We start from the raw sequence: 25,731 nt of genomic DNA, 5'->3' as shown, positions 1-25,731 counted from the left end.
GAGACGCGAGCGCATTCACGTGTACCGGACCGAACACATTCGCGGTCTGATACGAGAACACGGTGCACCTGTGCAGGTCAGGCCGCCGCGTGAGGTCGAAGTCGACTGTCGGCCCGAGGCCGCCCGGCTTCCTTGATCACGCGACGCATGGCCGAGCGGGGTGACGTTCGATCGAGTAGTCGGCGCCGAGTTCGCGGTAGGGAGCATCGAAGTCCCCACGCGAGTTGGGGCGGGCCGAGGGCGGTCCGGTCGGTCCCTCGGAAGTCCCCAAGGGTGAGCCGTCGGACCGTGGGTGTCTCTCCGCGTTTAGTTGCGGGATTGGGATGGCGCGGGAGCGTCATCCGGCTGATTGGGGTGGTGGTTTGGTTGGCCGGCGATGGCGGGTTTTTCGGGTGGCCAATGGGATTGTCTGCTTGCGGTGGGTGTGTTTGTCGATTAGGGGATTGGTGTTGAGGCTTCGTTGCTGGTTTGGTTGATTTTGGGTTTTCTGTGTTGGGTTTGAGTGGATGAGCTGGCCCTGGGGGTCTCGTGTGTTGGCCCTGGGGGACTCCCTTGCCGTTGGCGGGAGTTGGAGGGTGTGGGGATTCGGTGGGGGTGGCCGGGTTTTCTGTGGTTCGTGGGGGATGTGGGCGGTCGAGGGGTTTTTCTGGGGGCTGTCACAGTCGGGGTGTCCGGTGTACCTACCCGGTGTGGGGATTGCGTCACAGATCGATCGCGTCCGCTTGGCTGAAACAGTATGTTGGCTTGTCCGACAGGGGAATTCGTTATGCCCTGTTCGGTCGCCGATGTTGGGTATCGGGATATAGGGGGAGTCTGCGTGAAATCCGCGACGGCGCGTCGGGGGCGGGACGCGGGGGACCAAGCCGCGCCGGGGGTTTCGCTGGTGACGCCGCCCAAGGGGTTGGGGCAGCGTCGGCGTCGGCCCGGGGTGATGGCGTTGGCGGTGGCCCTCGTCGCGGTTGGCGGGGTTGGTGGGGCGGCGTTGTTCACCGCGAAGGACAAGCGGGTCGAGGTGCTCGCGGTGGCACGGACCGTGCCCTACGGCGCGGTGGTCGGCGACGCGGACGTGCGGACCGTGATGGTGTCGGTCGGCGGCGGGGTGCAGACGGTCTCGGCGAAGGACAAGCGGGCGGTGGTGGGCAAGCGCGCCGCGGTGGAGTTGCGGCCGGACACGCTGATCGCGCGCGGGCAGGTCACCGACGCGCTGGTGTTGCAGCCGGACGAGATCCTGGTCGGGATGGCCCTGACGCCGGGGCAGTTGCCGACCACGCCGCTGCAGCCGGGGCGCAGAGTCCTGGTGGTGTCGACGCCGGGCAAGGTGTCGGACGCGGCCAAGGGGCAGACGCTGACGCCGCCCGCGACCGTCGCCGCCACCGTGTTCGCCGTCGGTGCGCCCGACCAGTCCGGGCGCGTGGTCGTCGACGTCGCCGTGCCCAAGGGGGACGCGGCCACCGTCGCCGCACGCGCCTCCACCGAACTCGTCGCGCTGGTCGTCCTGCAGCCGGAGGCCCGCCCGTGACCGTGGTCGCCGTGGTCGGCGGAGTCGGCGCGCCGGGCGCCACCACGACGGCGCTCGGGCTGACCCTGTCCTGGCCGTTGTCCGCGTCCGGCCGCGTCGTGCTGGTGGAGGCCGACCCGGACGGCGGCGCGGTCCTGGCCGGCGCGCTGCGCGGGCGCGTGTCGGCGCAGTACGGCCTGCACCAGCTCGGACTGGCCCACCGGCAGGGCAAGTTGGACGAGTTCTTCTTCCAGCAGCTGATCGACCTCACCGGCGGCGACCGCACCCGGCTGCTCCTGCCCGGGCTCGTCGACTTCGCCCAGGCCGCCTCGCTCGCGCACACCTGGGAGCCGCTGGCCCGGCTGCTGGCCTGGCTGGAAGGCCAGGAGATCGGGCACGACGTGGTCGTGGACCTGGGCCGTTCCGGCACCCTCGGCTCCTCCGCCGTACTGGCCCGCAGGGCCGACGTGGTCCTGGTCGTCGCGCGCGGGACGCTGCGCTCGGCCACCGCGGCACGCGTTCGGGTCGAGGCGCTGCGCCGGGACCTGGACGCCCACGGCACCGGGGCGGACGCGCTGGGCCTGGTCGTGGTCGAGGGCGCGGACTATCCGGCGGGCGAGGTCGCCAAGTTGCTGGGCCTGCCGCTGCTGATGTCGCTGCCGCACGACCCGCGGACCGCCGACGCGTTGTCCGACGGGCGCGGCGAGGTGGACAAGCGCGCGATGCGCTCGCGCCTGATGCGGCAGATCGCCTCCGGCGCGGACGAGATCCTGGTCCACGCCCGGACCCGGCGACTGCGCCTCCAGGCCCCGGGAACCGGGCCCGGAACCGGTCCGAACCCCTGGACCGGAACGGGGGAACACTCTCGTGTTGGGTAACGCCTCCCCCCTGCACAACCGCCCCACCCCCGCCGCCCCGCCGAACGGCACGACCGCCCCGCCTCCGCCACCACCCCCTCCGCCGCCCACCGGCGCCCCGCTGCCCGCCGGCCGCGCCCCCGCCCCGCCCACCGCGCCCGGCCACGCGGGAACCCCCTTCCCCACCGGCCCCGTCGCGACCACCCACGCCCCCGCCGCGACCGACCCGACAGCCGGCACCGCCGCAGGCCCCGCCGTCGGCTCCACCGCGCCGCAACTGGTCCTGGACCTCGCCGCCGTCCGCGTCCTGCGCGAACGCGCCGCCGAACGCCTGCACGAACAGGACCGCGCCCGCCCCGGCCTGCCCGAGGCCGACCGCGAACAACGCGGCCGCGCGCTCATCGCCCAGGTCGTCGCCGAATGGGCCGACGTCACCGCCCGCGAACGCGGCACCGCCACCACCCCGGCGGAGGACCGCGCCTACGGCCGCGCGGTGTTCGACTGGCTCTTCCGTGCCGGCCCCCTGGAGCCCTACCTCAACGACGACGCCGTCGAGAACATCCTGATCAACGGCTACGCCACCGTGTGGGTCGACTACGCCGACCGCCCCCGCCGCCGAGTCGCCCCGCTCACCGCCTCCGACGAGGAACTTCGCGAACTCCTGCGCAACCTCGCCCGCCGCAGCGGCGCGGGCGAACGCACCCTGTCCACGTCGTCGCCGTTCCTGGCGCTGCGCCTGCCCGACGGTTCGCGCCTGCAGGCGGTCATCGAGGTCACCCAGCACACCTGCGTGACCATCCGCCGGCACCGGGTCAAGACCGTGACCCTGGACGACCTCGTCGCCTGGGGCACCCTCGAACCCGTACTCGCCCGATTCCTGGGCGCGTTGATCCGCGCCAAGAAGAACGTGATCATCTGCGGCACCCAGGGCGTCGGCAAGACCTCGCTCCTGCGCGCCCTCGCCCGGGAGATCCCGGCGGCCGAACGCGTGGGCACGCTGGAGAGCGAGTACGAACTGTTCCTGCACGAACTCGGCCACCTGGAGCAGGTCGTCGCGTTCGAGGCCCGCGAGGGCAACGGCGAACGCGGCGCCGACGGCCGCTCCGCCGGCGAGATCACCATCGGCGACATGATCCCCCCGGCGCTGCGGATGACCCTGTCCCGCATGATCGTCGGCGAGGTCCGCTCCAGCGAGATCGTGCCCATGCTGCGCGTGATGACCAACGGCGAGGGCGGCTCCATGTGCACCCTCCACGTCCGCGAACCACACATGATCTTCGACCGGATCGCGGAGCTGTGCCTGGAGTACGGACAGCACATGAGCGACCGACTCGCCTACCGGCTGGCCGCCAACGCCGTCGACTACCTGGTGTTCGTCCGCATGATCGACGAGAGCGGCATCGGCGGGCGCCGACACCGCTTCGTCTCGCACGTCCTGCAGATGGCCGGCATGGGCGAGAACGGACGCCCCGCCACCAACACCGTGTTCGGGCCGCGCGGCGACGACCCGCGGGCGGTACCGCTCACCGCGCCCACCGACGCCGCGACGCTGCGCCGGGCGGGCTTCGACCCGCTGTGGCTCAACGCCGCCCCGCAGTGGGCGCCGATGCATCTCGTGGGGGGATGACCGACATGGACGCACAGGCCCTGTGGGCCGGGGTGTGCACGGCGGTGGTCACCGCCGGACTCGTCCTGCTGTGGTGGGGGTGGCGCGGCACCGACGTCGACGCCCCGCCCCGACCGGGCCGGACCCGCCGGGTCCGCCCGCCGCTGTCGCCGGCCGCCGTGCGCGCCCGCAACGTCCGCCGCGTCGTGGCCGCAGTCGCCGGTGTCGCGGCGTGGTTGGTCACCGGATGGCTGGTCGCGGTGGTCCTGGTGCCGGTCGCGGTGCTCGGCTGGCCGTGGTTGATGGCCCCGACCCGGGCCGACTACACCGGCATCGACCGGCTCGACGCGCTCGCCGAGTGGACCCGTCGCCTGGCCGACCTGGTCGAACTCGGCGCCGGCCTGGAGAACGCCATCCTCACCTCGCGCGGCACCTGCCCGGCGCCCATCGAGGCCGAGGTCGGCGACCTGGTCTCGCGGCTGCAGGCCCAGTGGCGCCCGGCGGACGCCCTGTACCGCTTCGCCGACGCGTTCCGCGACGCCACCGCCGACAAGATCGCCGCCGCGCTGATCCTGCGCGCGGACGACCGCGGCCCCGGACTGGCCGTGGCGCTACGGGACTTCGCCACGACCGTGCGCGAGGAGGTACGCCAGCGACGCTCCATCGAGGCCGACCGCGCCAGCGCCCGCGCCACGGTCCGGTGGATCACCTACCTCACCGTCGCGATGGGCGGCCTGATGGCGTTCAACCGCGACTACGCCAAGCCCTACGCGAGCGCGATCGGACAGACGTCCCTGATCGTGCTGATGGCCTGCTTCACCGGCGTCCTGCTGTGGATGCGGTCGGTGACCGCGTACAAGCCCGCGCCGCGGATCCTGGTCCACGACGAGCGCAGCGTCGTCACGGTCGTGGCCCCGGTCGCCGAACCGGAGGCGGCCCGATGATCGAAACCTGGTACCTGATCCCCGGGGCCCTGGTCGGCGCCGGCGTCGCGCTGCTGATCCGCGAACTGCGGCCCGCGCCACCGGACCTGACCGCCGCCGCGGATCGCCTGACCGGGCGGCCGACCGCCGCCGCGATCGCCGCCCGCGACACCGGCACGGACAGCGCCTTCGGCGACGCGCTCGCCCGGCTCGCCCAGCGGGTGCCGGGCGTGTCCGTCCCGCACACCCGCCTGGCCCTGGTCGGCCAGAGCGCGGGCGACCACCTGCGCACCAAGGCCGCGATGGGCCTGCTCGGCATCCTCCTGCCGATCCTGTTCTCCACCGCCGTGTCCATGCTCGGGATCGCGCTGCCGTTCGTCATCCCCGTCGGCGCGTGCCTGGTCCTGGCGGTGGTCATGTGGCAGACGCCCGACCGCGAACTCGCGGTCAAGGCGAAGGCCGCGCGGGTGGAGTTCCAACACGCCGCCGCCACCTACCTCGACCTGGTCGCGCTCCAGCGGGCCGGGGACGCCGGACCCGCCGAGGCGCTGGAGAACGCCGCCCGCGTGGGCAACGGGTGGGCGTTCCTGCGGATCCAGGACGCGCTCGCCCGCGCCCGGGCACACGGCGCCGACCCCTGGCAGGCGCTGCGCGACCTCGCCGGCGACCTGGACCTGCCCGAACTCGCCGACGTGGCCGACATCATCGAACTCGCCGGCGTCGAGGGCGCCGCCGTCTACGGCACCCTGCGCGCCCGCGCCGCCGCCCTGCGCACCGAACTGCTGTCGGCGGAACACGAACGCGCCAACACCGACTCCGAACGCCTCGTGGTGCCGGGCACCGTCCTGGTGATCCTGCTGACGATCTTCCTGGGCATGCCCGCCATCCTCCAGATCGTGGCGATCTGAACCCCCCGCGCATCGCCGCGATCCGGACCCCGGACCACCGAACAACCAACGGAGGGAACCATGTACGACGCCGCGCTCCACTTTGTTTTGACCGTGGCCCTGAACGTGCGCGACCGCTACCGGCGCAAGGTCGACGAGGAAGGCTCCGACGCCGGGCTCACCAGCCTGGAGGTCGCCCTGATCGCGGCCGGCGTGGGGGTGCTCGCGGTCGGACTGATCGCGGTCATCACCAAGGTCGTGAACGGGAAGATCTCGATCATCGGCGGGTTCTGACGTGTCCCGCCTGCTCCGCCCGTTCGGTCGACTGCGCCGGCGGTATCGGGAATTGCCCGCCGACTCGGGGACCACCTCGCTGCAACTGGCCATCCTGATGCCGGTCGTTCTCGTCCTGATCCTGGTCACTCTGCAGGGCTGCCTGTGGTGGTTCGCCCGCGAGGCCGCCCTGGCGGCGGCCCGCGAGGGCGTCGAGTCGGGCCGCGCGTACCGGATCGGCACGCCGCAGACGGCGGCCGAACGGGCGCGGCAGGCGGCGGACAACCTCGGGCTGCGCGGTCCGAGCGTGTCCACCGCGGGAAGCACGGCGGACACGGTTCGGGTGCGCGTCACCGCCCGGTGCCTGTCGATCGTGCCGTTGCTGCCCGACATCACGATCACGCAGGACGCGCAGGCGCCGGTGGAGCGGTGGAGCCCGATCGGGCCGTGAGTGGTGAACCCCGGGCCCCGAAGCCCTGAGTCCGAAGACCTGTTGCCGACCCGCTTCATGGAGAGGAGGACCACGCCCGTGTCGAACCGACGCTCCCGTCCGCGACCCGAAAGCCACCCCGAGAGCGCGAAGCCCGCGCCGCGGCTCGCGCCCCCGCCGGCACCCATGCGGTGCGCCCGCCTCGCGGATCGTCGGGACGCGGGTTCGGTCACCCTCGAAGTGGCCATCCTGGTCCCCGCGTTGCTCGCGCTCCTGATCCTGGGCGTACTGGCCGGCCGCGTCACGCTCGCCGGGTCGGCCGTGGACGCCGCCGCCAAGGCCGCCGCCCGCGCCGCCACGTCCGCCCGCACACCCGGCGACGCGCAGAGCCGGGCCACCGCGGCCGCCGGGGCCACCCTGTCGCAGCAGGGGCTGCACTGCGCGAGCACGACCGTGAGCGTGGACACGTCCGGGTTCGCCGCGCCGGTGGGCACCGCCGCCTCCGTCACCGCGACCGTCACCTGCCGCCTCCCGCTCGGCGACCTCGCCGCGCCCGGCCTGCCGAACCTGGGGACCAAGTCGATGACATCCACGTTCGTGTCGCCGCTGGACACCTATCGGGCACGAGGATGAGCGGCGTCGGCCCGGAGCACCGGGGACGGGGGACGCGGCGTGGTCGCGTCGGGGGAGCCGACGCAGGCGGGGTCGCCCGGATGTCGTGGCCGGCTGTCCGCAGGAGTCCCGAGGCGCGGCTGCGGTCCGAAGTACCCGGACACGCCGAAGTCCGGGAAAGTACCGAAGCCCCGGAACCCGCCCGGGAGTCGGGGCGCGACCGGGGCTCGAGACAAACCGGAGGTCGCGGCTCCGGACGGCTTTCCGGGGCGCGGCGGCGTTCCGGCCCGCGCGACGAGGGCAGCGTGAGCCTGCTGTTCGCGGGCGTCGCGATCGCCGTCCTCCTGCTGATCGCGCTGGTCGTGGACGGCGGCGGACGACTGCGCGCGGCGCAACGCGCCGACGGCCTCGCGGCCGAGGCCGCCCGCGCCGCCGCCCAATCCATCGACCCCGCCGCCGCGATCCAGGACGGCGCGATCCACATGACCCCGGACCCCGCCGTACCGGCCGCCACCGCCCGCGCCTACCTGGCCCGCGCGGGCGCGAACGGCACCGTCTCGGTCGGCGCGGACCGCGTCACGCTCACCGTCACCGTCACCGTCCCGTTCCACCCCGTCTTCAGCGGGATGCTCACCGACGGATCCGTCTCCGCCACCGCCCGGGTCACCCTCGTCCACGGCGTTCTCGCACCGGAGGGCAACACACCATGACCGCCACCCGCCGCCCCACCCCCGACCAACGACGCCGCAGCCCCGCCGCACCCCTGCGGGCACTCGCGAGCCTGCTGGCGCTGGTCGCGGTCCTGGCCGCGATGCCCACCGTCCTGTACCTGGCCACACGCACGCTCTCCTCCCGCTTCCCCGACCGCGACGACCTCACCTTCGACGCGCTCCTGGAACGCCCCGCCGACGCCGGCGTCGCCTACGTCGTCGTGCTCGCGGTGGGCTGGCTCGCGTGGGTGATGGTGGCCGGGGCGCTGCTGTGGGAGATCCCGGCCGCGCTGCGCGGGCGAACCCGCCGGGCGGTTCGGGGATTCCGGTGGAGCCAGCGCCTGGCCGCGTTCCTGCTGGGCGGGCTGGCGCTGACCGTGTCCGCCGGACCCGCGCTGGCCTCCCACGCGGCCCCGGTGGCGGCGGTGTCCGCGCCGACGGGGGTCGACTCGGGCGGGCCGGCCGCGCCGGTCGTCGCGCGTGCCGGGGCGGTGGCGGCGGAGGGGCCGACGTACACCGTGCAACGCGGGGACACGCTCTGGGACATCGCGGAACGCACCCTGGGGGACGGCGCCCGCTGGCAGGAGATCGCGTCCCTGAACGACGGCCGGGTGATGACCGACGGGCACACCTTCCGCGCCGCGGACGACATCGACGTGGGTTGGATCCTGCGGATGCCGGCCGGGGCTCGGACCACCGCGCCGCCCGCCGCCGGCGGGACGACCCCCGACCCCGTCGCTCCCGCGCGGGCGCCCGCCGAGGATGCGCCCCGGACCGTCACCGTGCGCGCCGGGGACACCCTCTCCGACATCGCCCACCGCGAACTCGGCGACGCCGACTGGGCGCCGCTGTTCGAGGCGAACAAGGGGCGGGCCCAGGCCGACGGAGGCAGCCTGTCCGATCCGGACGTCATCGAGACCGGCTGGGTACTGGTCCTGCCCGCCGGCCCGGACACGCGGATCGCGCCGACACCGGACGCCCCGGGCGCGCGGACCGACGCGGACGCTCCGCCCGCGGTGCCGCCGGCGCCCCCGGCGAGTGATCCCGGCGCGACGCCCGACAAGCCGACCGCCCCGGCGGTGCCGGACACGGCGACTGCACCGGATGGGGCGCCCGCGGGGCAGGACGCGGGGGGTGGGGCGCCCGCCGGGCGGACACCGCCCGGTCGGACGTCGACCGATCAAGTGCCCACCGGGCAGGCTCCACCCGCGCAGACGCCGGCAGGTCGGGTACCGACCGGCCAGGCACCGACGAGTCAGCCACCCACCGCCGAACAGCCCCCGCCCGCCCAGGCGTCCGCACCGCCCGTGCAGGATCCGACCGGACGACGGCCCGCCCCCGACGACACGGCCCAAGCGCCGCCGGCGCCGCCGCGCGCCGAGGCACCCGCGACCCGCCCGCCCGCCGCCGACACCCCGACGGCACCAACGGCCCCGGCCGCTCCCGCCGCACCCGGCACCACGACCACCGTCGACGAGGACGGCGACGACGAATCGGCGCTGCTCCCGATCGGCATCGGTGTCGGCGCGCTCGCTGGCGCCGGACTGATCGCCGCCGTCGGCGTGCGCCGCCGCCTCCAGCAGCGGCAGCGCCGGGCCCACCACCGCATCACCGTGCCCGCCTCCGGGCCGGCCGAGTACGAACAGCGCCTGCGCGCGGCCGAACGCCCCGAAGGCGCCGAGTTCCTCGACCTCGCCCTGAGCACCGTGGGCATCGAACTCGCCGACGCGGGTCGCCGGATGCCCGCCTTCACCACCGGCCACCTCACCGTCGCCGGCCTCGAACTGCGCCTGCGTACCGCCGAACCGCCCATCGCCCCGTTCAACGCCGTCGACGGCGACACCACCCGCTGGTTCTGCCCGGTCGACGCGCCCCTGGTGAGTGCCGACCGCGCCCGGGCCTTGCCTGCGCCTTGCCCGACCCTGACCCCGGTCGGGCGTACGGGGGTGGGCGAGATCCTCCTCGACCTGGAGTCGTGCCCCGTCACCGTCCTCGACGGCACCCCGGAGCAGCGGCGGCAGATCCTGCGCACGCTGGCCGTGGCACTGCTGACCGGACCGCGCGGCGAGGACGTCTCGGTCACCGCCGTCGGCCTCGACGACGACCTCGGCTCCCTCGAATCCCTCCCGGGACAGCGGATTTCCCGTGTCGCGTCGCTCACCGAGGCGCTGTCCCGGCTGGCCGGCTGGCACGACGCGTGCGCGGAGGTCCTGACCCGCGAGTACACCCCGTCCGCCCGCGCCGCCCGCACGATCGGCGCCGCGCCCGACACGTGGCCGCCGGAGATCGTGCTGTCCCGGGAACCCCTCGACGCCGACGCGATCGCCGCACTGCGACGCCTAGAGGCACAGGGGGTCCGCACCGCGTGGACCGTCGTGGCCCCGGCGGCGGACGGCGTCGAGACCCCCGAACACTGGTACACCCTGCCCACCGGCCCCGACCCGACCGCGCTGGCGGGCGTCGAGGGCGACGTCACCATCCACCGCCTGCCGGACGAGGAACTCGCCGCGCTGGTGGGCATCTTCACCGCAGCGGCCGACACGAAGGGGCACGTCCCGGCGGAGCCCCACGAGGAGGCGTCGAGCGGTCCGGCACCGGACGGGACGACCGCGCCGGGGGAGGCCGTCAGCCCCGCGCCACCCACCGCGTCCCAGCGGGGTCCCGTAACCGTGACGACCTACATCGAACCGGTCTCCGACCGAGAAGTCACGGCCACACCGGGCGCACCGACCGCCGTACCGGCGTTCCCGATCCCGGTGGGCCTCACCGCATCGACCCCACCGACGAAGCCCACCCACCAGCCGACGATCGGCGTGGTGGCGCCCGTCGCGAACGACGACACGACGTCCGGAGGCGACGACATCGTCGCCACCGACGAAGCGGGGGCAACCGAGCCCGCGCCTGAGTCGGCACCAATGGACGCGGCCGAGGCCGTCCCCCACGACGCAGACCGGGGAACGGAATCCGCCGTCGAGACGACGGCCAAGGAGCCCGGGCAACCCGCCCCGGAACCCGAGGCGGACCCGACTCCCGAAGCGGAGCCCCGAACCGACACCGAATCGGACGAGGAAGCGGACATCCCGGAGGCGAACGCCGACGTCGACCCGGGGCACGCTGCGCCATCCGTTCCGCCCGTCCCGTCCGTCGCGCCGTTCAGGTCCTTCCTCGGCTCCGGCGAACCCGAAACCGGAGACGACGGCGGCTCGGTCGACGCGGCCCCGGCGACCTCGCCGACCCCGAGCGACCACGCCGACGTCACCGCCTGGTTGGACTCCCTGCCGACACCCGACGACGAGGACGCCGCCTGGGCCCAAGCCTGGGAGGAGACGATGGCGGCAACGTCATCCACGATCCTGCCCGCGACGAACACGCCCACCGCGACGGACTCCGCCGCACCTGCCGAATCCACGTCCCCGATGCCCGCGACCGCATCCACATCCACGCGCACCGACGGCGAATCGACGCTGACCGGCGTCCCCACCGCCCGTCACCCCGGACCGGAGATCCGCGTCCTCGGCCCGGTCGAAATCGTCGGCGTGGGCGACCCGGCCGAGGCCAGCAAGCGCGCCCGACTCACCGAACTCGCCGCCTTCCTCGTCCTCAACCCTGGCCTGGGCCACAACGACGTCGACGCGGCGATCTGGCCCGACAGCGCCTCCGCGACCAACCGGCACACCGCGATGAGCAAACTCCGCCGCTGGCTGGGCCACGACCCCCACGGCGACCCCTACCTGCCGATGATCGGCGACGGCGGATACCGCTTCGCCCCAGGCGTGACCTGCGACTGGACCCGCTTCCAACGGCTGGCCCGCAAGGGCATGCGCCTGGGCCCACTCGGCGGCCCCGACCTGACCACGGCCCTGTCCATGGTCCGCGGCCGCCCCTTCGGCGGCACCAGCCCGCGCCGCTACATCTGGGCCGAGTACCTGCGCCAGGACATGACGTCCTCGATCGTCGACGTCGCCGCCCGCCTGGGCGAACTCCGGCTGCGCGACGGCGACGTCAGAGGCGCCAAACTCGCCCTCGGCAAGGGCCTCGAGGTATGCCCCGAGTCCGAGATGCTCTACCGCCTGATGTTCCGCACTGCCTACCTGTCCGGCGACATCGCCGAGTTGGAGGCCTACGCCGCCCGCCTCAACCGCCTCCTGGACGACCTCGGCTGCGACATGGAAGACGACACGATCCACCTCCTACGCTCCCTCCTCGACGCCCGCCGCAAAGCCCCCAACTCCCGCGCAGCGGGGTAGCGGAGGATGTCCGAGACGCAGCTCGATGGAGGCAACCGAAATCACACACACATGGGGTGGAGGCGGTCACGAGTATGGGCCGTCGGACACCTTCTCGGTACGGTGTGTGATCAGCCGATCGGGGGAGTTCATGTGAGGCAACGTATGGGTGTGGCCGCAACAGCCGTGCTGATATTGGTCGCCGGCTGCAGCGATAAGGACGAGGCGCCGCCCAAGAGAGGTTCAACCTCCGCACCTTCGGCAAGTCAGGCGCCCACGCCGTCCGGTGAAGACGACGCTCGGGCCCAGGCGCTGGCGGTCTACGACAAGTACCGCACGTTGCAGACTCGTCTTGAGGAGGGGGCGCCCTTCGACGAGGCGGCCGTTGCCGGCGTTGCCACGGCGCGCGCCGTGACTCTGCTCCGGGCCGTGGTCGATGACAGCGCTCGCGAAGGCACCATCATCCAAGGTCCTCCCGGAACTCGCGCCCCACGAATCACGACGCTGTCTCTGACGAGCACTCCGCCGAGTATCACTCTGGAGGATTGTGTGGACATTTCAAGCCGTGTCGTCGTCTACCGCGAAAATGGCCGGCCCTATCCGGTCCCGACGCAGTCGACCCGCTACATCAAGGTCTACACGGTCCAGCAGACGACGGGGACATGGCTCGTCTCCGATGCCCGGTCTCAACGGGATCGCACATGCTGATGCGCAGGTGGTGCGTCGGGATCGCGGCAACAGTGACGACCGCTGTTCTGACCCCCGGTACGGCCGGAGCGACGGATCCCACCACACCACCAACTACTCCGCCGGACATCAGTGTGGTGCAGGACTCCCGGGACAACATCACGATCGACGTGTCACGACAGGGGCAACCCAGCAAGCCCGGTGGGCAGCCGTCCGGTGGGGGTTCAACCGTGCCGACGGGGACCGGCAGTGGTCCGGCACCGACGCCGGTGGATCCGAGGGATCCCAACGACACCCAATGCCCCGGCGCCGCCGTCGTCCTGGACGCGACCTCGTGCATGAACACCATCGACCCCGGCGGCGGCAACGCGGGCACCGCGCCCACACCACCCACCCCCGCCGAACTCGGCGCCCGCGCCTCCGCACAAATCCTCCTCGACGCACCCACCGTCCACCTCACCCCCGGCCCCGGCAAGACGGGCCTCGTCGGACTCCCCACCTGGCTCTGGGTCGACGCCACCCCGACATCGTGGGGCCCAACCTCGGCAACCGCCGCCGTACCGGGTCTGTCGGTCACCGCCACCGCGACGGTGGATCACATCGTCTGGGACATGGGCGACGGCACCCGCGTCACCTGCACCACCCCGGGAACCCCCTACACCGCGGCCGAAGGCGCCCACCCGAGCCCCAACTGCGGCCACACCTACACCCACCCCGGCGTCCGCACCGTCACGGCCACCACGTACTGGACCATCACCTGGTCAGGCGGCGGCCAGACCGGCACCCTCGCCACCACCCGGACCACCACGATCCCCGGCATCCGCACCGGCGAGATGCAGGCGCTTACCTCCTGAAACGGCCGGGAGAGCAGGCAACGGGCCTGGAGTGCGACGACGCCTCGATGTCCGGGCGCGAGAGATGACGCAGCAAGGTTGTCGGCTTCGCCGGCGCACGCAGGAGCCGACGCCGTGGTACGTGCTCGATCGGCGCCCGCTGCCGGCCAACCCGACCGACCGCACCACAGCTGGATTTCCTCGAGCGACAACCAACCAAAACAACCACCAGCACCGGCATCGTTACGATGAGTTGATCACATGGGGGTGTCATGACGAAACGTCGATGGCAAGGCGGGATTGCGATAGCCGGTCTGTCGCTGATGGTGGGCTTATTGGGAGCCTGCAGCGACAGCGGAGGCGGTGCGCCGCTTCCCGGCATGGCGGCTACCGGTGCGGCGTCCGCCGATTCCGCGCGACAGCCCCCGCCCGCCGCGAACGGTGGCTCGACCGGACTCTTCGGGCCGGGAACGGTGACCCTGATGTGGTGCAACGGCACGGCCGGTGGGCCGACTTCGGCCGGGGCGGCCCTCGCCTCGTACTCTCGAACAACGGGTCGCGCCACCGGGGAGCGTTCGATCTCCTTCACGCCCCAAGGAGGCAAACCCGACTATCTGTGCTCGCCTTCCACCATCCGCCGCTCCCAACAACAGGTACGCCAACTGTTCGACCGGGACTACACGATGGTCGCCGGCACCGCGCCTGCCGGGACGCGGGGCAAGCGGGCGATCGCGTTCGACCTTGCCTCGGGCCGGGCCGTCGGGCCGGCGTCCCAACCCGACACGTTCGACGCCGCGCCGCAGGACGGAAGTCCGGTCTTCGCCCCCGACAACAGCCTGTGGTACCAGACCCGCGACCGTCGAATACTTGCGCGAGATTCGCGTGCGGCGCCGGCATCCGCGGTGGAGCGCGGTCGCTCGACCGGCAACGGATTCCTGCTGGCCCCCGACAGCACGCCGTGGTCGCCACTCGTCTGGGAAATGGGCAGCACGGGCGTTGAATCCATTAACCCCACGGGGACGGTCGCCGCCGTCTACAACACCACGTACGGCCTACGCCTGGTGCGCAATGGCCAAGAGGAGACCGACGGCCCGAGGATCGGAGAACGCCGCTACGCGGAAAAGGCCCTGCCCGGCGCCGAAACGATCCCTGACGGTTGTGCGCCACGCTTCTGGCCGGGACCGAACACGCTCGTGTGTGCCGACAGACGTTCCCTGTACCGGGTGACCTTCGCGGACGGATTCGCCTCGGTGACGAACGTGGAAAGCCTCCTCCCGCCAGGCAACGAACGCAACATCACCGAAGCGAACTTGGCCCCCGACGCCAAATCCATCCTGTTCATCGCCGAGGCAACGAGCGTGGACTCGGCTCTGTACGACCTACGCCTGGACACCCCAGGCGCCACCCCAACCAAGATCACCGTCCTCCCACACCCCGCCAACAGCACCGGCGCCCTACCCACCCTGATCGCCGTCCGGTAGCCCCTGGCCTGATTCCAACGGCGGCATCAGCGAAGACCTCGCTACACAGCCCCACCAACGCGTCCGACGACCACCGCAACCCCCGCCCGTAGCAGCGCTGTCTCTCATGACTCGTGACTCAAGGGACGAATCATAAAAAATCCCACCGTATCGATGCGATCTGCATCATGACTAGGCAAAAGCCCCAAAGTTCGCAGGCCGACAACCGAAGTCCCCACACAAGTGGGGAGTTGAGCTGCTTACGTTGCTGATCCCGATGTACGAGGAGCCGAGATCATGACCGCCATCCGTGCTTATTATGACTGGAATGCGACAGATGTGCCATGCACATCACACTGGCCCATTGGCAATGAAACATCACTGATGCCCGACTCAATGAAACTACTCAGAAACACACTCGTCCAGAACTAAAGGCGCAGGTCACCAAGCCTGCTCCCCGCGCACGCGGGGATGGTCCCCGGGGCCGCCGCCTGAGGCACGACGCAAACCACTGCTCCCCGCGCACGCGGGGATGGTCCCGCCCGCACAGTGCACGGCGATCGCCTCGATCCCTGCGCACGCGGGATGGTTCGACCTGAACTCCGTCCGGAGCGCCCGGAACTCGCTGTTTCCCGCGCATACAGGGATGATCCCGCGCAGATGCTGGACTATCCACGACGCGTGGACGCACACCACATGACCATGCGCGCCCGACTGCACCCGACACCGACAACACCGGGCCCGCGCGTTGCTCGCCATGCCGTTTTGAACCGACGCATCAGGCTCGTTGGCTCGTACCGCCGGACGCCTTCAGGATGTCGGTGATCCGAGACACACTCACCCCGACGATTGCCGCGATCTCGGTCCGGAAGAGACCGTCCGTGCGGTTTGAGACCACGGCCTTGTGGACTGCGGTCGGTCGGCCATCGGGAGATCTTGACAATGCGGCATGGAGCTCCCACTTGAAGTTCCCTACGCGAGTGAGCGCGAGCCGTCGCCTGCGTCAACCGTGGTGCCGCAGCGGGTGAAGTCCCCGACGAAGTGGGTGGGCTGCTGCAACGAGGCTTGCGTGACCGTGGCGATGGCCGGCCCTGGGATCGTGGTCGGACGCCGGTCGTTGCCTTCGACTTCTATGCGTTCGTGCGGACTGGCATGAGTGACTTCAGGTACGCCTGTGTCTGTGGGTCGGTGGAGTACAGGCGGGTGCCGAGGATGCCGCGGGTGGCGAGTACGCGGTAGGTGTTGAGGGCGTACGGCAGATACTCCTCGGCAGTGACGTTCCTCATGACGGGATCGTGGCTGCATGCGGGGCTCGCCTGCCACCCGTCGGGCGTACGGATGAGGTCGGGGCCCATGATGACGGCCGAGTACTCGTATTCCATGCCCTGGGCGGTGTAGATGCAGCCGACTTGCCGGCGGCCGCCCGGGTCGGTGCCCCAGAACACCCGACCGGGGACGCCCTCGTGGGCGTTCGTGGAGAATCCGCTGTTCCAGGGGCAAGACCAGCGTTGCGTTCCGGCGGCGTCGGCCCAGGTGATCGAAACGTCCGGGGCCAGCGGTGGGCGGTCGGCACGCGTCCACTCCCAACAGAACCCGGCGGTGATCCGGGCGACGGCGCCTTCGCCTCCCTCGTCGTGTGCCGCGGTCCACGCGTCGAGTTGAAGCGGGGAGTCGGCGACGGCGACGTCGTAGTCCTCGGTTCCCCCCGACCATGGGTGGGCGTGGCCGTCGCGGTCGAAGAAGGCGTCGACCGATTCTTGGTACAGCCGGGAGCCACCGCATCGGAACTGCACGGTGAGGTCCACGGGTTCGAAGGCACGCCCGGCCCAAGCGGCCAGAGTCCGGAGTTCGTCCGATGTAACGCCCTCGCCGGGTCGGATGATCTGGCGCTCGTCCAGGAAGAAAACGGTCGCGGCGCAGCGCTCGATCATCGCCTCCAGGACACCGCCGCCACGCCGGATCCGGTGCGCCTCGTCGAGGAGGATGACACTGTGCTCGCGGGTGATCCCCGATGGGAGGCCTGAGCCCAGGGTGGCGATCAGCCCGGTGGCGTCCTCGCCGAGGGCACGCTGCAGTTGCTGCGTCACGGTGCCCGAGGGCGACATGAGGCGTGGGTTGGCGTGTTCGAATCCACACAGGTCGGCGAGCACGCGGGTGGCGATGGCGGTCTTGCCGGTGCCGGGGCCTCCTTTGACGACGACCACCGAGCCGTTGGGTCGGTCCGGGTCATGGCGGGCGACGCGCAGGATGCGTTGTCGGGCGAGGTCCTGATTCTCGACGAGTTGAAACCGGTCGTGCGCCCGGATCGTGCCCTGCATGCGCTTCAGGAGTTTGCGCGAAGGCCGATACGGCGTGCTGAGGAGCTGCGCCAGGAGAGCTTCGGCTGGTGAAAGCCGTGGGGGGACGCCGGAGTTCGGGAACAGGTGACGAGTCAGGTGGCCGGCGGCGAGGTCGTCGGCTCCGAGCAGGTGGAAGTCGGCGCTGGGGCCGCCTGCGACCTGCCGGCGGAGTTCGTTGATGAGGTCGTTGGAGGCGTTGTGCAGGATCGCGATGCCGCGCACGTCGAGCGGGACGGCCGGATCGACCCAGTTGCGGAGGTAGTTCACCTACGCCCCGACCTGTCGCGCGGGATGTGACACCTGCCTCCCGGAGACCTCCACCACGCCCGACATCCGAGGAACGGCCACCGCATGCGACCACTGCTTGAGCTCTATGACCAGCGCCCCGAGGCGGCCGACGGAGACGGAGTCGCCCAGGAGGAGGGCGTCCAGGCGTAGTTGAGTGCCCGGCAGCTCGTATTCGAGCAGCAGGTGCAGGTCACCCAATCCCGCGTCGCGAAGCGCGGCCAACAGCGGCGGCCAACTGTTTTGCCAGCTCTTTCGTTCGGACGCGCCGACCGACTCGCGGCGAAGGCGTCGAAACTCCCGTGCGGAGCGGGATACGAGGTCGTCGATCGGAAGCCCTGCCGCTTCGGCGATCGTTCCGCTGAAGACGCTCCTGGGTGCGCTCATGAAGGCGTTGTCTATCAGAACAGGCGGACACTTCGGACGCCCCATGGTGAGCCACACGGTCGGCAGGTCGAGAGCGGTGGCCTGAGCGACCAAGGGTCGGCATCGCGCGACGATGAGGTGCCGGAGTCGGTCTACTCGACTTGGCGACACCTGGCTGGTCGGTTTCGCGTCAGCGGATCCCGTGTAGCGCGCGTCTTCCCGAACCACGCCGTTCTCCGTTGTCCCAGTGTGTTACAGACATCGTGAGGCGGACGAACCGGCGGCGAGTCGATCCCACCTTGAGGAGGTCGGACCCGGCCACCGAACCCTCTCCAGCCCCGGCTCCTGAGCCCCTGGACACCCATCTGCTCGATGTATCCGACTCGATCCCGAGTTCGTATGCTTGCCGCATGCCCATGCCCGGATTCAATCAGCGTGGATACGCCACCGGGACCGTCCTCTGGGGCCACTGTTTAAGACGCCACCAAACGCTCAACAGCTATGGCCGCCACCCGGGCGAACCATGCAATATTGCCGCTTTCTTGGGCCCGGTTGTCGCCCGAAAGCGAATACAGGCAGAGATCTTGCCGCAATGACCTTCGTGAGATCACGAATCAGCAAAGCCCTCGAGAACCTACAGGTCAAGAAGGGAAGTCCCCACGCAGGTGGGGGTGAGCCGTGGGTGGTGATCGCCCCGTGTTCGCGTAGGTGGAAGTCCCCACGCAGGTGGGGGTGAGCCGGGGCATTTGGAGCGGGAACAGGTTGCACGTCTGAAGTCCCCACGCAGGTGGGGGTGAGCCGGAGATCAAGACCGCCGCACGCAACGCGGGTCTGAAGTCCCCACGCAGGTGGGGGTGAGCCGCACTCGTCGAGTCCCGCGACGAGATCGTCTCGGAAGTCCCCACGCAGGTGGGGGTGAGCCGCAGCTGCGCGGCGCGGTCGACCGCCGCGTGCCGAAGTCCCCACGCAGGTGGGGGTGAGCCGACCGGGTCGACCGGTCGACCCACTCGCCCTGCGAAGTCCCCACGCAGGTGGGGGTGAGCCGGAGACGTCCACCAGGGTGATCTCGTCGGCGCCGAAGTCCCCACGCAGGTGGGGGTGAGCCGGCTGCACCGATCGGGTCCCGGACCCGGGTCGAGAAGTCCCCACGCAGGTGGGGGTGAGCCGTCTCCTCGGTTCGATGCCTCGGGTGATGTGCCGAAGTCCCCACGCAGGTGGGGGTGAGCCGCCGCATCAGGACCCTGGCCGGCGTCAGCCCGAGAAGTCCCCACGCAGGTGGGGGTGAGCCAGCTCGCGCTTCCTCCGCGCGATCGATGATGTAGAAGTCCCCACGCAGGTGGGGGTGAGCCGCCCCACGTGTCGCGGAGATACGGCCCGGCCTTGAAGTCCCCACGCAGGTGGGGGTGAGCCGCCGTGGCGACGCTCCTCGCCAGCGCCTTGAAGGAAGTCCCCACGCAGGTGGGGGTGAGCTGCCGCAATGGCTGATATCTCCGGGCTTCCTCCAGGTTGTCACCCCATTGACGTGGGTGATTCGGGCACAGTCGACGCGGCAGCGGTGGAGGCCACGTTCTCGCGGCCGACCCGGCCTGGCCGAACGGGTCGCGGCGACCCGCGCGACGGCCGCCGTACTCACCCCGTCGATGGAGCCGGAGCGGATGCGCCGCCCCCGCACCGGTCGACCAGCTCGCTGGTGCCAGGTACGACGGGGCGGGTTGAGCGCGCGGTCGTTGAAATCCTGGACCTGGCCGGGCTGGCGCACTACCGCAGGCACCGGGTGCTGTTCGACCACCCCCGGATCGCCGCCCGCGAGGTGACCGGTGGGCTCACCGAACGGGCCTGGAGCCGGCGGGTGATCACCACGCCTTCTCGGTCGGCTGCCAAGTCGTCCAGCCGCATTGCGCACAGCTCGCCGAGTCGGGCGCCGGTGTCGAGTGGCGGGGTCGGTACCGCGTTCGGCATCAACCGCCCGACGGGACCGGCCACGACGGGCCGCCGGGTTCGCCACACCACACGGTCTGGGTGCCGTCTACGCCGACGTCGAGGCCGAAGGTGTCGAACGCCGGTCGGTCCGCGTCCGTCCACCAGGACCAGGCCGCCGCGGTTTCCTCCCACAGGCGTCGGGGCCCGTGCTGGCGGACGTGGAAGGTGTCGAGTTGGCGGCCGTCGTAGTCGACCGTGGCCCAAGAGGTCAGTGCGTCGTCCCAGATCCACAACCGGGACCGGAAGTCGTCGCCCGGTTCCGGGTCGTCGTTCCAGTGTGTGCGCAGGCCGGGCAGCATCAGGCCCATGACCGCCTCGGCGCGTCGGTCGCCGCCCGCGACGTCCCACGGGGAGAGCGTGGTGGTGCCGGTGTCGGGGACGTCGCCCGGTCCGACCACGGTCGCGGCGACGTCGCGGACGCGGGAGCGGTGGCTGCGCATCGCCATGAACGCCCCGCCGTGCGCGAACCGGCCGCGCGCGCCGCCGTGGTGATCCGGTGTCAGGACGAGGTTCCCGTATGCGGCCCACGCGGTGGCCCAAGGGGTGATGATCAGGCCGCCCGGCGTCGTCTGCCCGAGCCACGCGGCCGGGACGCGGGCCACCGCACACGTGCCGACGATCCGGTCGTACGGCGCGCCCGCAGCCCACCCCTCGGCGCCGTCGCCGGCCACCACGGTGGGGCGGAGCCCGAGTGCGTCGAGCCGTTCGCGGGCGGCCGCGGCCAACTCCGCGTCGACCTCCACCGTGACGACGTTCGTCCCGCCCAGGCGATGGGCGAGCAGTCCCGCGTTCCAGCCGCCACCGGTGCCGATCTCCAGCACGCGGTGTCCGTCCGCGACGTCGAGGGTCATCAAGGTGGCCGCGACGATGGACGGTTGGGAGACCGACGACGAGGGCCAGGCCGGCTCCCCCGGCCCGGCGTCGCGGCCGTCGCGGACCTGGATCACCACCGGCGCGTCCGACCACGCCTCCGCCTCCCAGCGCTCGGGATCCCTCGCCCGGTCGCACGGCACGTGATCCGGCAGCCCGTCGGCGAGTTGCACCCAGACGACGTCCGGCAGGAACGCGGCACGGGGAACGCGCTCGAACGCGTCGCGCCAGGGAGCCGGCAACGGACCCGTCACCCGCTCCAGGAGCCGGAGCAAACCCTCGGGGGCCCGCTCCGCTGCTTCACTCGTCACTCACTTGTCCTTTGTGGGAGTTCCGGGGTTCGGCGGCTTGTCGGGCAGGATCGGCGGCGGTATCGGCCGACCGGGCTGGTTCCCGTCCTTCTCGATGGGGCTGGAGTGATCACCCATGTTCGACTCCTTCGCAGCAGTCGGCAGCATCCGTTGCGCGGGGCATGCGCCCCGGCGAGCGCCGACACGGTCCGTGACGGATGCGGTACCCGTCCACCGTAGGACCGTGTGCGGTGCGACGGAATCCCCTGCGAAGCGGGACGAGTCGAGTGCCGTTGTCGGGAAGTCTCGCCTTGGCCGCCGATCGGCCACGTGCCGAGTGCGACGTCGTATATGCCATCCGAGGGAGAACGATGTCGCAGCGGTGTGAGCGTTCGGGGACACGACGAACGTCCCGATCATGGTCACGTTGCCTCGGATCGCCCCCATGCTCGCGACGCCTGGCAACGCGCCCACCCTGGATGAGGACGATCAATGGTTGGCGGAGACCAAGTGGGACGGGCAACGCGCGACGGCGTATCTGCCCGGGGACGGCTCGATCCTGCTGCGCTCCCGGTCCGGCGTGGACATCACGCCCGCCTACCCCGGACCGCACGCTCCTGGGCGACGTGCTCGGTCCGACGACAGCGACCCTGGACGGCGAGATCGGTGGGGCTTCTTCATGCCCGACGCCCCACCCAAGCAGGGCGTCCGGGTGACGTGACCTACACCCGGTACAGGTCGCCGTCGGCCGGCACGCCCATGCCGAGCGCCGCGGCGACGTGGTCACGCCAGGTCCGCGGCGCGACGGCCACTTCCCGGGCCACGCCCTCGACCCACTCGGTGTGCTCGCTGCGGAGGCGGCCGGCAAGGACCGACGCCCGCTCCGGGGGCAGGCAACGTGAGAAGTCCCCACGCGGGTGGAGGTGAGGCGTGGGGAGGTCAACGGCGCGAATCTCGCTCGGAGGCAGCCAGGAGAGCAGCAGTTGTTATCGCTCCGCCGTGCCGCATATGGCGGATTCCTTCAGACACGGTGGCTGGCAGGGGTTCGCCGGGGCGAACTCCGCTTCCAGCGATCGGGCTTATGGGCTTGTGCCGCGTTCGCGGCGTTCCAGATGGATTTCGATGAACACGGCGACCTTGGCTCGGAGTGCCCACGGGTCGAAGGGCTTGACGATGTAGTCGACGGCACCCGCCGAGTAGCCGCGGATCGAGTGTTCGGCGTCGAGGCCCATCGCGGTCAGGAAGATGATGGGGATGTTGCGGGTTCGGGATCGTCGTTTGATGTGGGCCGCCGTCTCGTAGCCGTCCATGCCCGGCATCTGGACGTCGAGGATGATCACCGCGAAGTCGTCGTGGTCGAGGAGGGCTTTGAGCGCCTCCTGCCCCGACCTGACGGAGACGACGTCGTGGCCCGGCGCGGCGACGACCTCCTCCAGTGCCAGGAGGTTGTTCGGCTGGTCGTCGACCAGCAGGATCTTGGGTTGTGCTCCGATGGTCGAAGTGGTCGAAGTGGTCGAAGTGGTCGAACCGGCGGGGCGGGGCCAGGTGCGTTCCAGCGCGGCGAGTTGACGTTCCAGGAGGTCGCAGCGTGCCTCGGCGTCCATTCCCCTGCGTCGGGCGGTCTCGAGTTCGGCCGTGAGCCTGCGTACCTGGGTCGCGAGTGCGCCGTGCTCCGATTCCAGGACGGTGTGGTGTGGAGGGGGCTCCGGTCCGGCCCAGGTCGCCTCGAGACGCGTCAGGCGTGCCTCGAGTTCGACGATTCGGTGACTGCGGTCGAGGAGGGCGTCGCCGATCACTCCCTCCTCCACGGTCGATCGTCGGGCGTCCAGTTCGGCTTCCGCGAGTTGGAGTTCGAGCGCGGCCTTGACCGGGCCGGCCGCTGCTCCGCTGTGTCGTAGTGCCGCCCGGTGGAGACGTCGTACTCGCGCCGCTTCCTCCGGCGGCACCGGATGTCCCTGGTGTTCGGCGACGTCCTCGAGAAGCTCGGCGACGAACTTCCAGGGCGGGATGCGCGCGCCGCCGAGGAACCGGGAGATGCTCCCGGCGTCGCGGAAGCGCTGTGCGCCGTAACCGCGAACGGAGACGTCGAGCATGCCGAACAGGCACCGGAGAGCTTCGGCGAAGTCGCGGCATTCCTTGGTGATTCCCGCGTCCAAGGGACGGAGCGATCCCATGCGTCCCCCCCGTCAGTCGCGGATGGAGGGCAGATGAACCGGTTCCCCGGTCGAGGGCCCCGTGACGGGAGCGGCGCACTCGTGCCCCGGGCCGATGATTCGGTCGAAGAAGCTCACCGCCAACCCGAATACCGTCGCGCCGTAGAGCAATGACTGCGCGTTGCCCGAGCCCGACATGGCGGTCAGCACGCCGCTCCCGGCACCGGTCAACCCCGCGAAGAGGAAGACGAGGGCTGCGCGGAGGGATAACAGGGGACGGTTCATGGCCTCTTCTCGGTTCGCCGATGTGCGCGGCCGGACTACGCCGGATGTCGCGCCTGAGGACACGATTCTGGCTTGGTCGGCGTGTGTTGCAGGCCCCGCAACGGAATTCGGCCCACGTTCGGCAACGAACGAGCAACACCCCCGATTCGGCGTCCGACCGGACGGGAGCCGGGATCGCGATCGTGCTCGGCACGGTCGTTCCGCGCGGTCGGCTCGTGCCGGAGGCCCATCTCGACGTCGAGCGGCATGTTCCCGGCCGCAGGCGCGTTCGGTCGCGGGACGCGAGGCCGCCGCCGTTCTCTCCGTTTGCGCCGTTCCGGTCCGTTCCCGGCGTCCGGATCCGGACGCGCGCAGCGGGACGACGCGGTCGAGGCGCCCTCGCCGGTTGCTTGCCCGGCCGTTGCCGTGCGGCCACCTCTCCCTCTAGCCCGCCCCTGACCTGCGTTGATGCCTGATTGGGCCAGACAACGGGCTAGGTGGGGCGGCCAGCGTTCTCGGCATCGGCTACGGGAGGAGCAGCGGTGATCGAGACACGGGGTGGGGCAGTACGAACCGCCACACGGGACATGACGGGGAGTCGGACGCGGACCACGCCTCGAGGCGATGGGCGGGTTGGCGCACGGGTCGACGCACGGTCCCGGGCTTCGGTCGTGGCGGACGGCGAGGTGCGGGCCGCTTCGTCGGACTCCGGTACCCGGCTGCGGTCGGGGCTGGTCGGGCGGTTGAACGACGAGTGGGACGGGTTGGCGTGCGGGGTGCGCGGCGGTGACGCGTTGGCCGCATGGGCGCGGGAGTTCGCCGTGTTGGGCGCGTACGGGGATCTGGCGGCGCTTCAGCGGGGGATCAGTTCGGCGGCGCCGGCCACGCAGGATGCCTTGCTCATCGCGTTGTTGGCGCTCGCGGACTCCGGGGACGCGCTGGCGGGTCGGGTGTTGGTGCAGCAGATGTTGCCGCACGCGGTGCGGTTGGCGTCGGCGCGGCGCGTGGTGGGGCAGAGCTTCGACGACGCGGTCGGACATGTGCTCGGGTGCTTGTACGAGGTGATTCGTACCTACCCGTATCGGCGGCGGACCGGGCGGGTGGCGGCGAATCTGGCCTGCGACACCCTGCACCGGGTGGTCTACGGGACCGGGTCGGGGCGGCGGGCGCGTGTCGCGCTCGTGTTGACGCCGGATCCGGCTGCCGACACGGGGGCTTCGGCGGCGTTTCCCGCGGTGGAGGCGCGGCTGGACACGGGGGCGGCGTTGGTGCGTGCGGTGCGGTTGGGGCTCATCGACGCGGGCGATTCGGCGCTGTCGGAGTGGCGGTTGGCGGGTGTACACGCCGTCGATGCCGCGCGTGGGGATCTGATCGCGCTGTTGGTGGGGGCGGTGGAGGCGGACGTGCTCACCGTGGAGCAGGCGCGGATGTTGGCGCAGGACTATCGCGAGAGCGCGCCGCCGGTGGCGGAGATCGCGGCGTCGCGGGGGATTTCGTACGCGTCGTTGCGGCAGCGGCACAGCCGCGCGGTGCGGCGGTTGCGGGAGGCCGGGCATGTCGCCCTGCGCGCCGCCTGAGATCGGTGGGTGCGGGTCGGTCACATCCCCGCGCGTGGGCGCACCTTCGTCGGTGTTCGTCCGGCGCAGTGGGGGAGTGGTGATGACCGAGCCGACGTGGTCACTGCCCGAGGGGTTCGAAGGAGGTGGCTTCGAACCCGACGGTTTCGAGCCGGACTTCGGGCTCGTCGGGGACGGTGTCGAGGGCCTGGACCCGGACGAGCTGTGTCTGGCGCGGGCCCGGCGGCAGGCGTACCGGATCGCGTATCGGCTGGTCACCGACCCGTTCGCGCCGGAGACGCTGAACGTGATGGAGGACTTCCTCGACGACGCGGGTGAGGTCCAGGCGTCGTACATGGCCGTGGCGGGCCGGGACGAGCGCGAGTTGCGCAGCCGGTTGGACGACCTGACCTCGGTTCGGCGTGCCCGGCGGCAGGGGGAGGGGTCGTGAGCGAGACGGTGTCCCTGGCGGGGCGGCGGTCCGCATCGGTGCCGGGGGAAGCGGCCGCCGGTTCGACAACGGTCGAAACGGCGCAGAAGCGACCGCCCGCACCGCAGGCCCCGCACCGCCGGGTGCGGAGCGCTCCGCCCGCCGTCAGCCGTCCAACTGTTCGCCTTCGGCGACC

Annotated in this window: 22 protein-coding genes and 1 CRISPR repeat array; of the genes, 16 read left to right on the top strand and 6 right to left on the bottom strand. The window is 71.4% G+C overall.

Features of this window, described 5'->3' with window-relative positions:
* Nucleotides 1-817 precede the first annotated feature (817 nt).
* The 13 genes from ACFRCG_RS12845 to ACFRCG_RS12785 all read left to right on the top strand — a co-directional run bounded on the left by ACFRCG_RS12845 (nucleotide 818) and on the right by ACFRCG_RS12785 (nucleotide 15,023).
* A complete protein-coding gene (locus tag ACFRCG_RS12845; RefSeq protein WP_380030874.1) occupies nucleotides 818-1,519 on the top strand; it encodes an SAF domain-containing protein in 702 nt (233 codons plus the stop codon).
* Entirely contained in the window at nucleotides 1,516-2,376 is an 861-nt protein-coding gene (locus ACFRCG_RS12840) for a hypothetical protein (RefSeq protein WP_380030873.1), read from the top strand. Before ACFRCG_RS12845 ends, ACFRCG_RS12840 begins: the two co-directional genes overlap by 4 nt.
* Nucleotides 2,366-3,982, top strand: a complete 1,617-nt coding sequence (locus tag ACFRCG_RS12835; RefSeq protein ID WP_380030872.1) for a CpaF family protein — start codon at nucleotides 2,366-2,368, stop codon at nucleotides 3,980-3,982. Before ACFRCG_RS12840 ends, ACFRCG_RS12835 begins: the two co-directional genes overlap by 11 nt.
* Complete coding sequence (locus ACFRCG_RS12830; protein ID WP_380030871.1) at nucleotides 3,979-4,905, top strand: type II secretion system F family protein; 927 nt, start codon at nucleotides 3,979-3,981, stop codon at nucleotides 4,903-4,905. Before ACFRCG_RS12835 ends, ACFRCG_RS12830 begins: the two co-directional genes overlap by 4 nt.
* Nucleotides 4,902-5,792, top strand: coding sequence for a type II secretion system F family protein (locus tag ACFRCG_RS12825; protein ID WP_380030870.1), 891 nt, complete (start codon nucleotides 4,902-4,904; stop codon nucleotides 5,790-5,792). The genes ACFRCG_RS12830 and ACFRCG_RS12825 overlap by 4 nt, the downstream gene beginning before the upstream one ends.
* A 60-nt stretch (nucleotides 5,793-5,852) precedes the next feature.
* The gene (locus ACFRCG_RS12820; RefSeq protein ID WP_380030869.1) at nucleotides 5,853-6,065 is read left to right on the top strand and encodes a hypothetical protein; all 213 of its coding nucleotides are present in this window, start codon (nucleotides 5,853-5,855) and stop codon (nucleotides 6,063-6,065) included.
* 1 nt (nucleotide 6,066) lies between these two features.
* Complete coding sequence (locus tag ACFRCG_RS12815) at nucleotides 6,067-6,495, top strand: TadE/TadG family type IV pilus assembly protein (protein ID WP_380030867.1); 429 nt, start codon at nucleotides 6,067-6,069, stop codon at nucleotides 6,493-6,495.
* 78 nt (nucleotides 6,496-6,573) lie between these two features.
* The gene (locus ACFRCG_RS12810; protein WP_380030866.1) at nucleotides 6,574-7,107 is read left to right on the top strand and encodes a TadE/TadG family type IV pilus assembly protein; all 534 of its coding nucleotides are present in this window, start codon (nucleotides 6,574-6,576) and stop codon (nucleotides 7,105-7,107) included.
* A gap of 284 nt (nucleotides 7,108-7,391) precedes the next feature.
* Nucleotides 7,392-7,796, top strand: a complete 405-nt coding sequence (locus ACFRCG_RS12805; protein WP_380030865.1) for a pilus assembly protein TadG-related protein — start codon at nucleotides 7,392-7,394, stop codon at nucleotides 7,794-7,796.
* Complete coding sequence (locus ACFRCG_RS12800; protein ID WP_380030864.1) at nucleotides 7,793-12,043, top strand: LysM peptidoglycan-binding domain-containing protein; 4,251 nt, start codon at nucleotides 7,793-7,795, stop codon at nucleotides 12,041-12,043. The genes ACFRCG_RS12805 and ACFRCG_RS12800 overlap by 4 nt, the downstream gene beginning before the upstream one ends.
* Nucleotides 12,044-12,193: 150 nt before the next feature.
* Entirely contained in the window at nucleotides 12,194-12,730 is a 537-nt protein-coding gene (locus tag ACFRCG_RS12795) for a hypothetical protein (protein WP_380030862.1), read from the top strand.
* Between the two features lie 32 nt (nucleotides 12,731-12,762).
* On the top strand, nucleotides 12,763-13,563 hold the full coding sequence (locus ACFRCG_RS12790) for an ATP/GTP-binding protein (RefSeq protein WP_380030861.1): 801 nt from the start codon (nucleotides 12,763-12,765) through the stop codon (nucleotides 13,561-13,563).
* Between the two features lie 251 nt (nucleotides 13,564-13,814).
* Nucleotides 13,815-15,023 carry a hypothetical protein gene (locus tag ACFRCG_RS12785; RefSeq protein ID WP_380030860.1) on the top strand — a complete coding sequence of 403 codons (1,209 nt, stop codon included), beginning with the start codon at nucleotides 13,815-13,817 and terminating at the stop codon, nucleotides 15,021-15,023.
* Between the two features lie 1,109 nt (nucleotides 15,024-16,132).
* Here ACFRCG_RS12785 and ACFRCG_RS12780 read toward each other — a convergent pair.
* The 4 genes from ACFRCG_RS12780 to ACFRCG_RS12765 form a co-directional block, all read right to left on the bottom strand.
* The gene (locus tag ACFRCG_RS12780) at nucleotides 16,133-17,608 is read right to left on the bottom strand and encodes a DNA/RNA helicase domain-containing protein (RefSeq protein WP_380030859.1); all 1,476 of its coding nucleotides are present in this window, start codon (nucleotides 17,606-17,608) and stop codon (nucleotides 16,133-16,135) included.
* Nucleotides 17,609-18,013 (bottom strand): hypothetical protein, encoded by a 405-nt coding sequence (locus ACFRCG_RS12775; protein WP_380030858.1) that lies wholly within the window; start codon nucleotides 18,011-18,013, stop codon nucleotides 17,609-17,611.
* Nucleotides 18,014-18,642: 629 nt separating this feature from the next.
* A CRISPR array of direct repeats spans nucleotides 18,643-19,464; the repeat unit is 28 nt; unit sequence GAAGTCCCCACGCAGGTGGGGGTGAGCC.
* Nucleotides 19,465-19,750: 286 nt separating this feature from the next.
* Nucleotides 19,751-19,951 (bottom strand): hypothetical protein, encoded by a 201-nt coding sequence (locus ACFRCG_RS12770; protein ID WP_380030857.1) that lies wholly within the window; start codon nucleotides 19,949-19,951, stop codon nucleotides 19,751-19,753.
* Nucleotides 19,951-21,153 (bottom strand): methyltransferase domain-containing protein, encoded by a 1,203-nt coding sequence (locus ACFRCG_RS12765; protein WP_380030856.1) that lies wholly within the window; start codon nucleotides 21,151-21,153, stop codon nucleotides 19,951-19,953. The genes ACFRCG_RS12770 and ACFRCG_RS12765 overlap by 1 nt, the downstream gene beginning before the upstream one ends.
* A gap of 397 nt (nucleotides 21,154-21,550) precedes the next feature.
* Between ACFRCG_RS12765 and ACFRCG_RS12760 the strand changes: the two genes are divergently transcribed.
* The gene (locus ACFRCG_RS12760) at nucleotides 21,551-21,853 is read left to right on the top strand and encodes a hypothetical protein (protein ID WP_380030855.1); all 303 of its coding nucleotides are present in this window, start codon (nucleotides 21,551-21,553) and stop codon (nucleotides 21,851-21,853) included.
* Nucleotides 21,854-22,211: 358 nt separating this feature from the next.
* Here ACFRCG_RS12760 and ACFRCG_RS12755 read toward each other — a convergent pair whose 3' ends face one another.
* Nucleotides 22,212-23,306 carry a response regulator gene (locus tag ACFRCG_RS12755; protein WP_380030854.1) on the bottom strand — a complete coding sequence of 365 codons (1,095 nt, stop codon included), beginning with the start codon at nucleotides 23,304-23,306 and terminating at the stop codon, nucleotides 22,212-22,214.
* A 12-nt stretch (nucleotides 23,307-23,318) separates the two neighbouring features.
* The gene (locus tag ACFRCG_RS12750; RefSeq protein WP_380030853.1) at nucleotides 23,319-23,570 is read right to left on the bottom strand and encodes a hypothetical protein; all 252 of its coding nucleotides are present in this window, start codon (nucleotides 23,568-23,570) and stop codon (nucleotides 23,319-23,321) included.
* A 650-nt stretch (nucleotides 23,571-24,220) separates the two neighbouring features.
* Between ACFRCG_RS12750 and ACFRCG_RS12745 the strand changes: the two genes are divergently transcribed.
* Entirely contained in the window at nucleotides 24,221-25,126 is a 906-nt protein-coding gene (locus ACFRCG_RS12745) for a hypothetical protein (protein WP_380030852.1), read from the top strand.
* 82 nt (nucleotides 25,127-25,208) lie between these two features.
* Nucleotides 25,209-25,556 (top strand): hypothetical protein, encoded by a 348-nt coding sequence (locus tag ACFRCG_RS12740; protein ID WP_380030851.1) that lies wholly within the window; start codon nucleotides 25,209-25,211, stop codon nucleotides 25,554-25,556.
* The last annotated feature ends 175 nt before the right edge of the window (nucleotides 25,557-25,731 follow it).

This window comes from Embleya sp. NPDC056575 (genome assembly GCF_042793325.1).
Lineage (GTDB): Bacteria > Actinomycetota > Actinomycetes > Streptomycetales > Streptomycetaceae > Embleya.
This window is presented reverse-complemented; position numbering and strand designations above follow the sequence as displayed.

What these genes read in the sequence shown, in the direction of transcription:
- ACFRCG_RS12830 (WP_380030871.1), top strand. Translation starts at nt 3,979, where the DNA reads ATGACCGACATGGACGCACAGGCCCTGTGGGCCGGGGTGTGCACGGCG.
- ACFRCG_RS12825 (WP_380030870.1), top strand. Translation starts at nt 4,902, where the DNA reads ATGATCGAAACCTGGTACCTGATCCCCGGGGCCCTGGTCGGCGCCGGC.
- ACFRCG_RS12820 (WP_380030869.1), top strand. Translation starts at nt 5,853, where the DNA reads ATGTACGACGCCGCGCTCCACTTTGTTTTGACCGTGGCCCTGAACGTG.
- ACFRCG_RS12800 (WP_380030864.1), top strand. Translation starts at nt 7,793, where the DNA reads ATGACCGCCACCCGCCGCCCCACCCCCGACCAACGACGCCGCAGCCCC.
- ACFRCG_RS12785 (WP_380030860.1), top strand. Translation starts at nt 13,815, where the DNA reads ATGACGAAACGTCGATGGCAAGGCGGGATTGCGATAGCCGGTCTGTCG.
- ACFRCG_RS12775 (WP_380030858.1), bottom strand. Translation starts at nt 18,013, where the DNA reads ATGAGCGCACCCAGGAGCGTCTTCAGCGGAACGATCGCCGAAGCGGCA.
- ACFRCG_RS12770 (WP_380030857.1), bottom strand. Translation starts at nt 19,951, where the DNA reads ATGCCGAACGCGGTACCGACCCCGCCACTCGACACCGGCGCCCGACTC.
- ACFRCG_RS12760 (WP_380030855.1), top strand. Translation starts at nt 21,551, where the DNA reads ATGGTCACGTTGCCTCGGATCGCCCCCATGCTCGCGACGCCTGGCAAC.
- ACFRCG_RS12755 (WP_380030854.1), bottom strand. Translation starts at nt 23,306, where the DNA reads ATGGGATCGCTCCGTCCCTTGGACGCGGGAATCACCAAGGAATGCCGC.
- ACFRCG_RS12750 (WP_380030853.1), bottom strand. Translation starts at nt 23,570, where the DNA reads ATGAACCGTCCCCTGTTATCCCTCCGCGCAGCCCTCGTCTTCCTCTTC.
- ACFRCG_RS12740 (WP_380030851.1), top strand. Translation starts at nt 25,209, where the DNA reads ATGACCGAGCCGACGTGGTCACTGCCCGAGGGGTTCGAAGGAGGTGGC.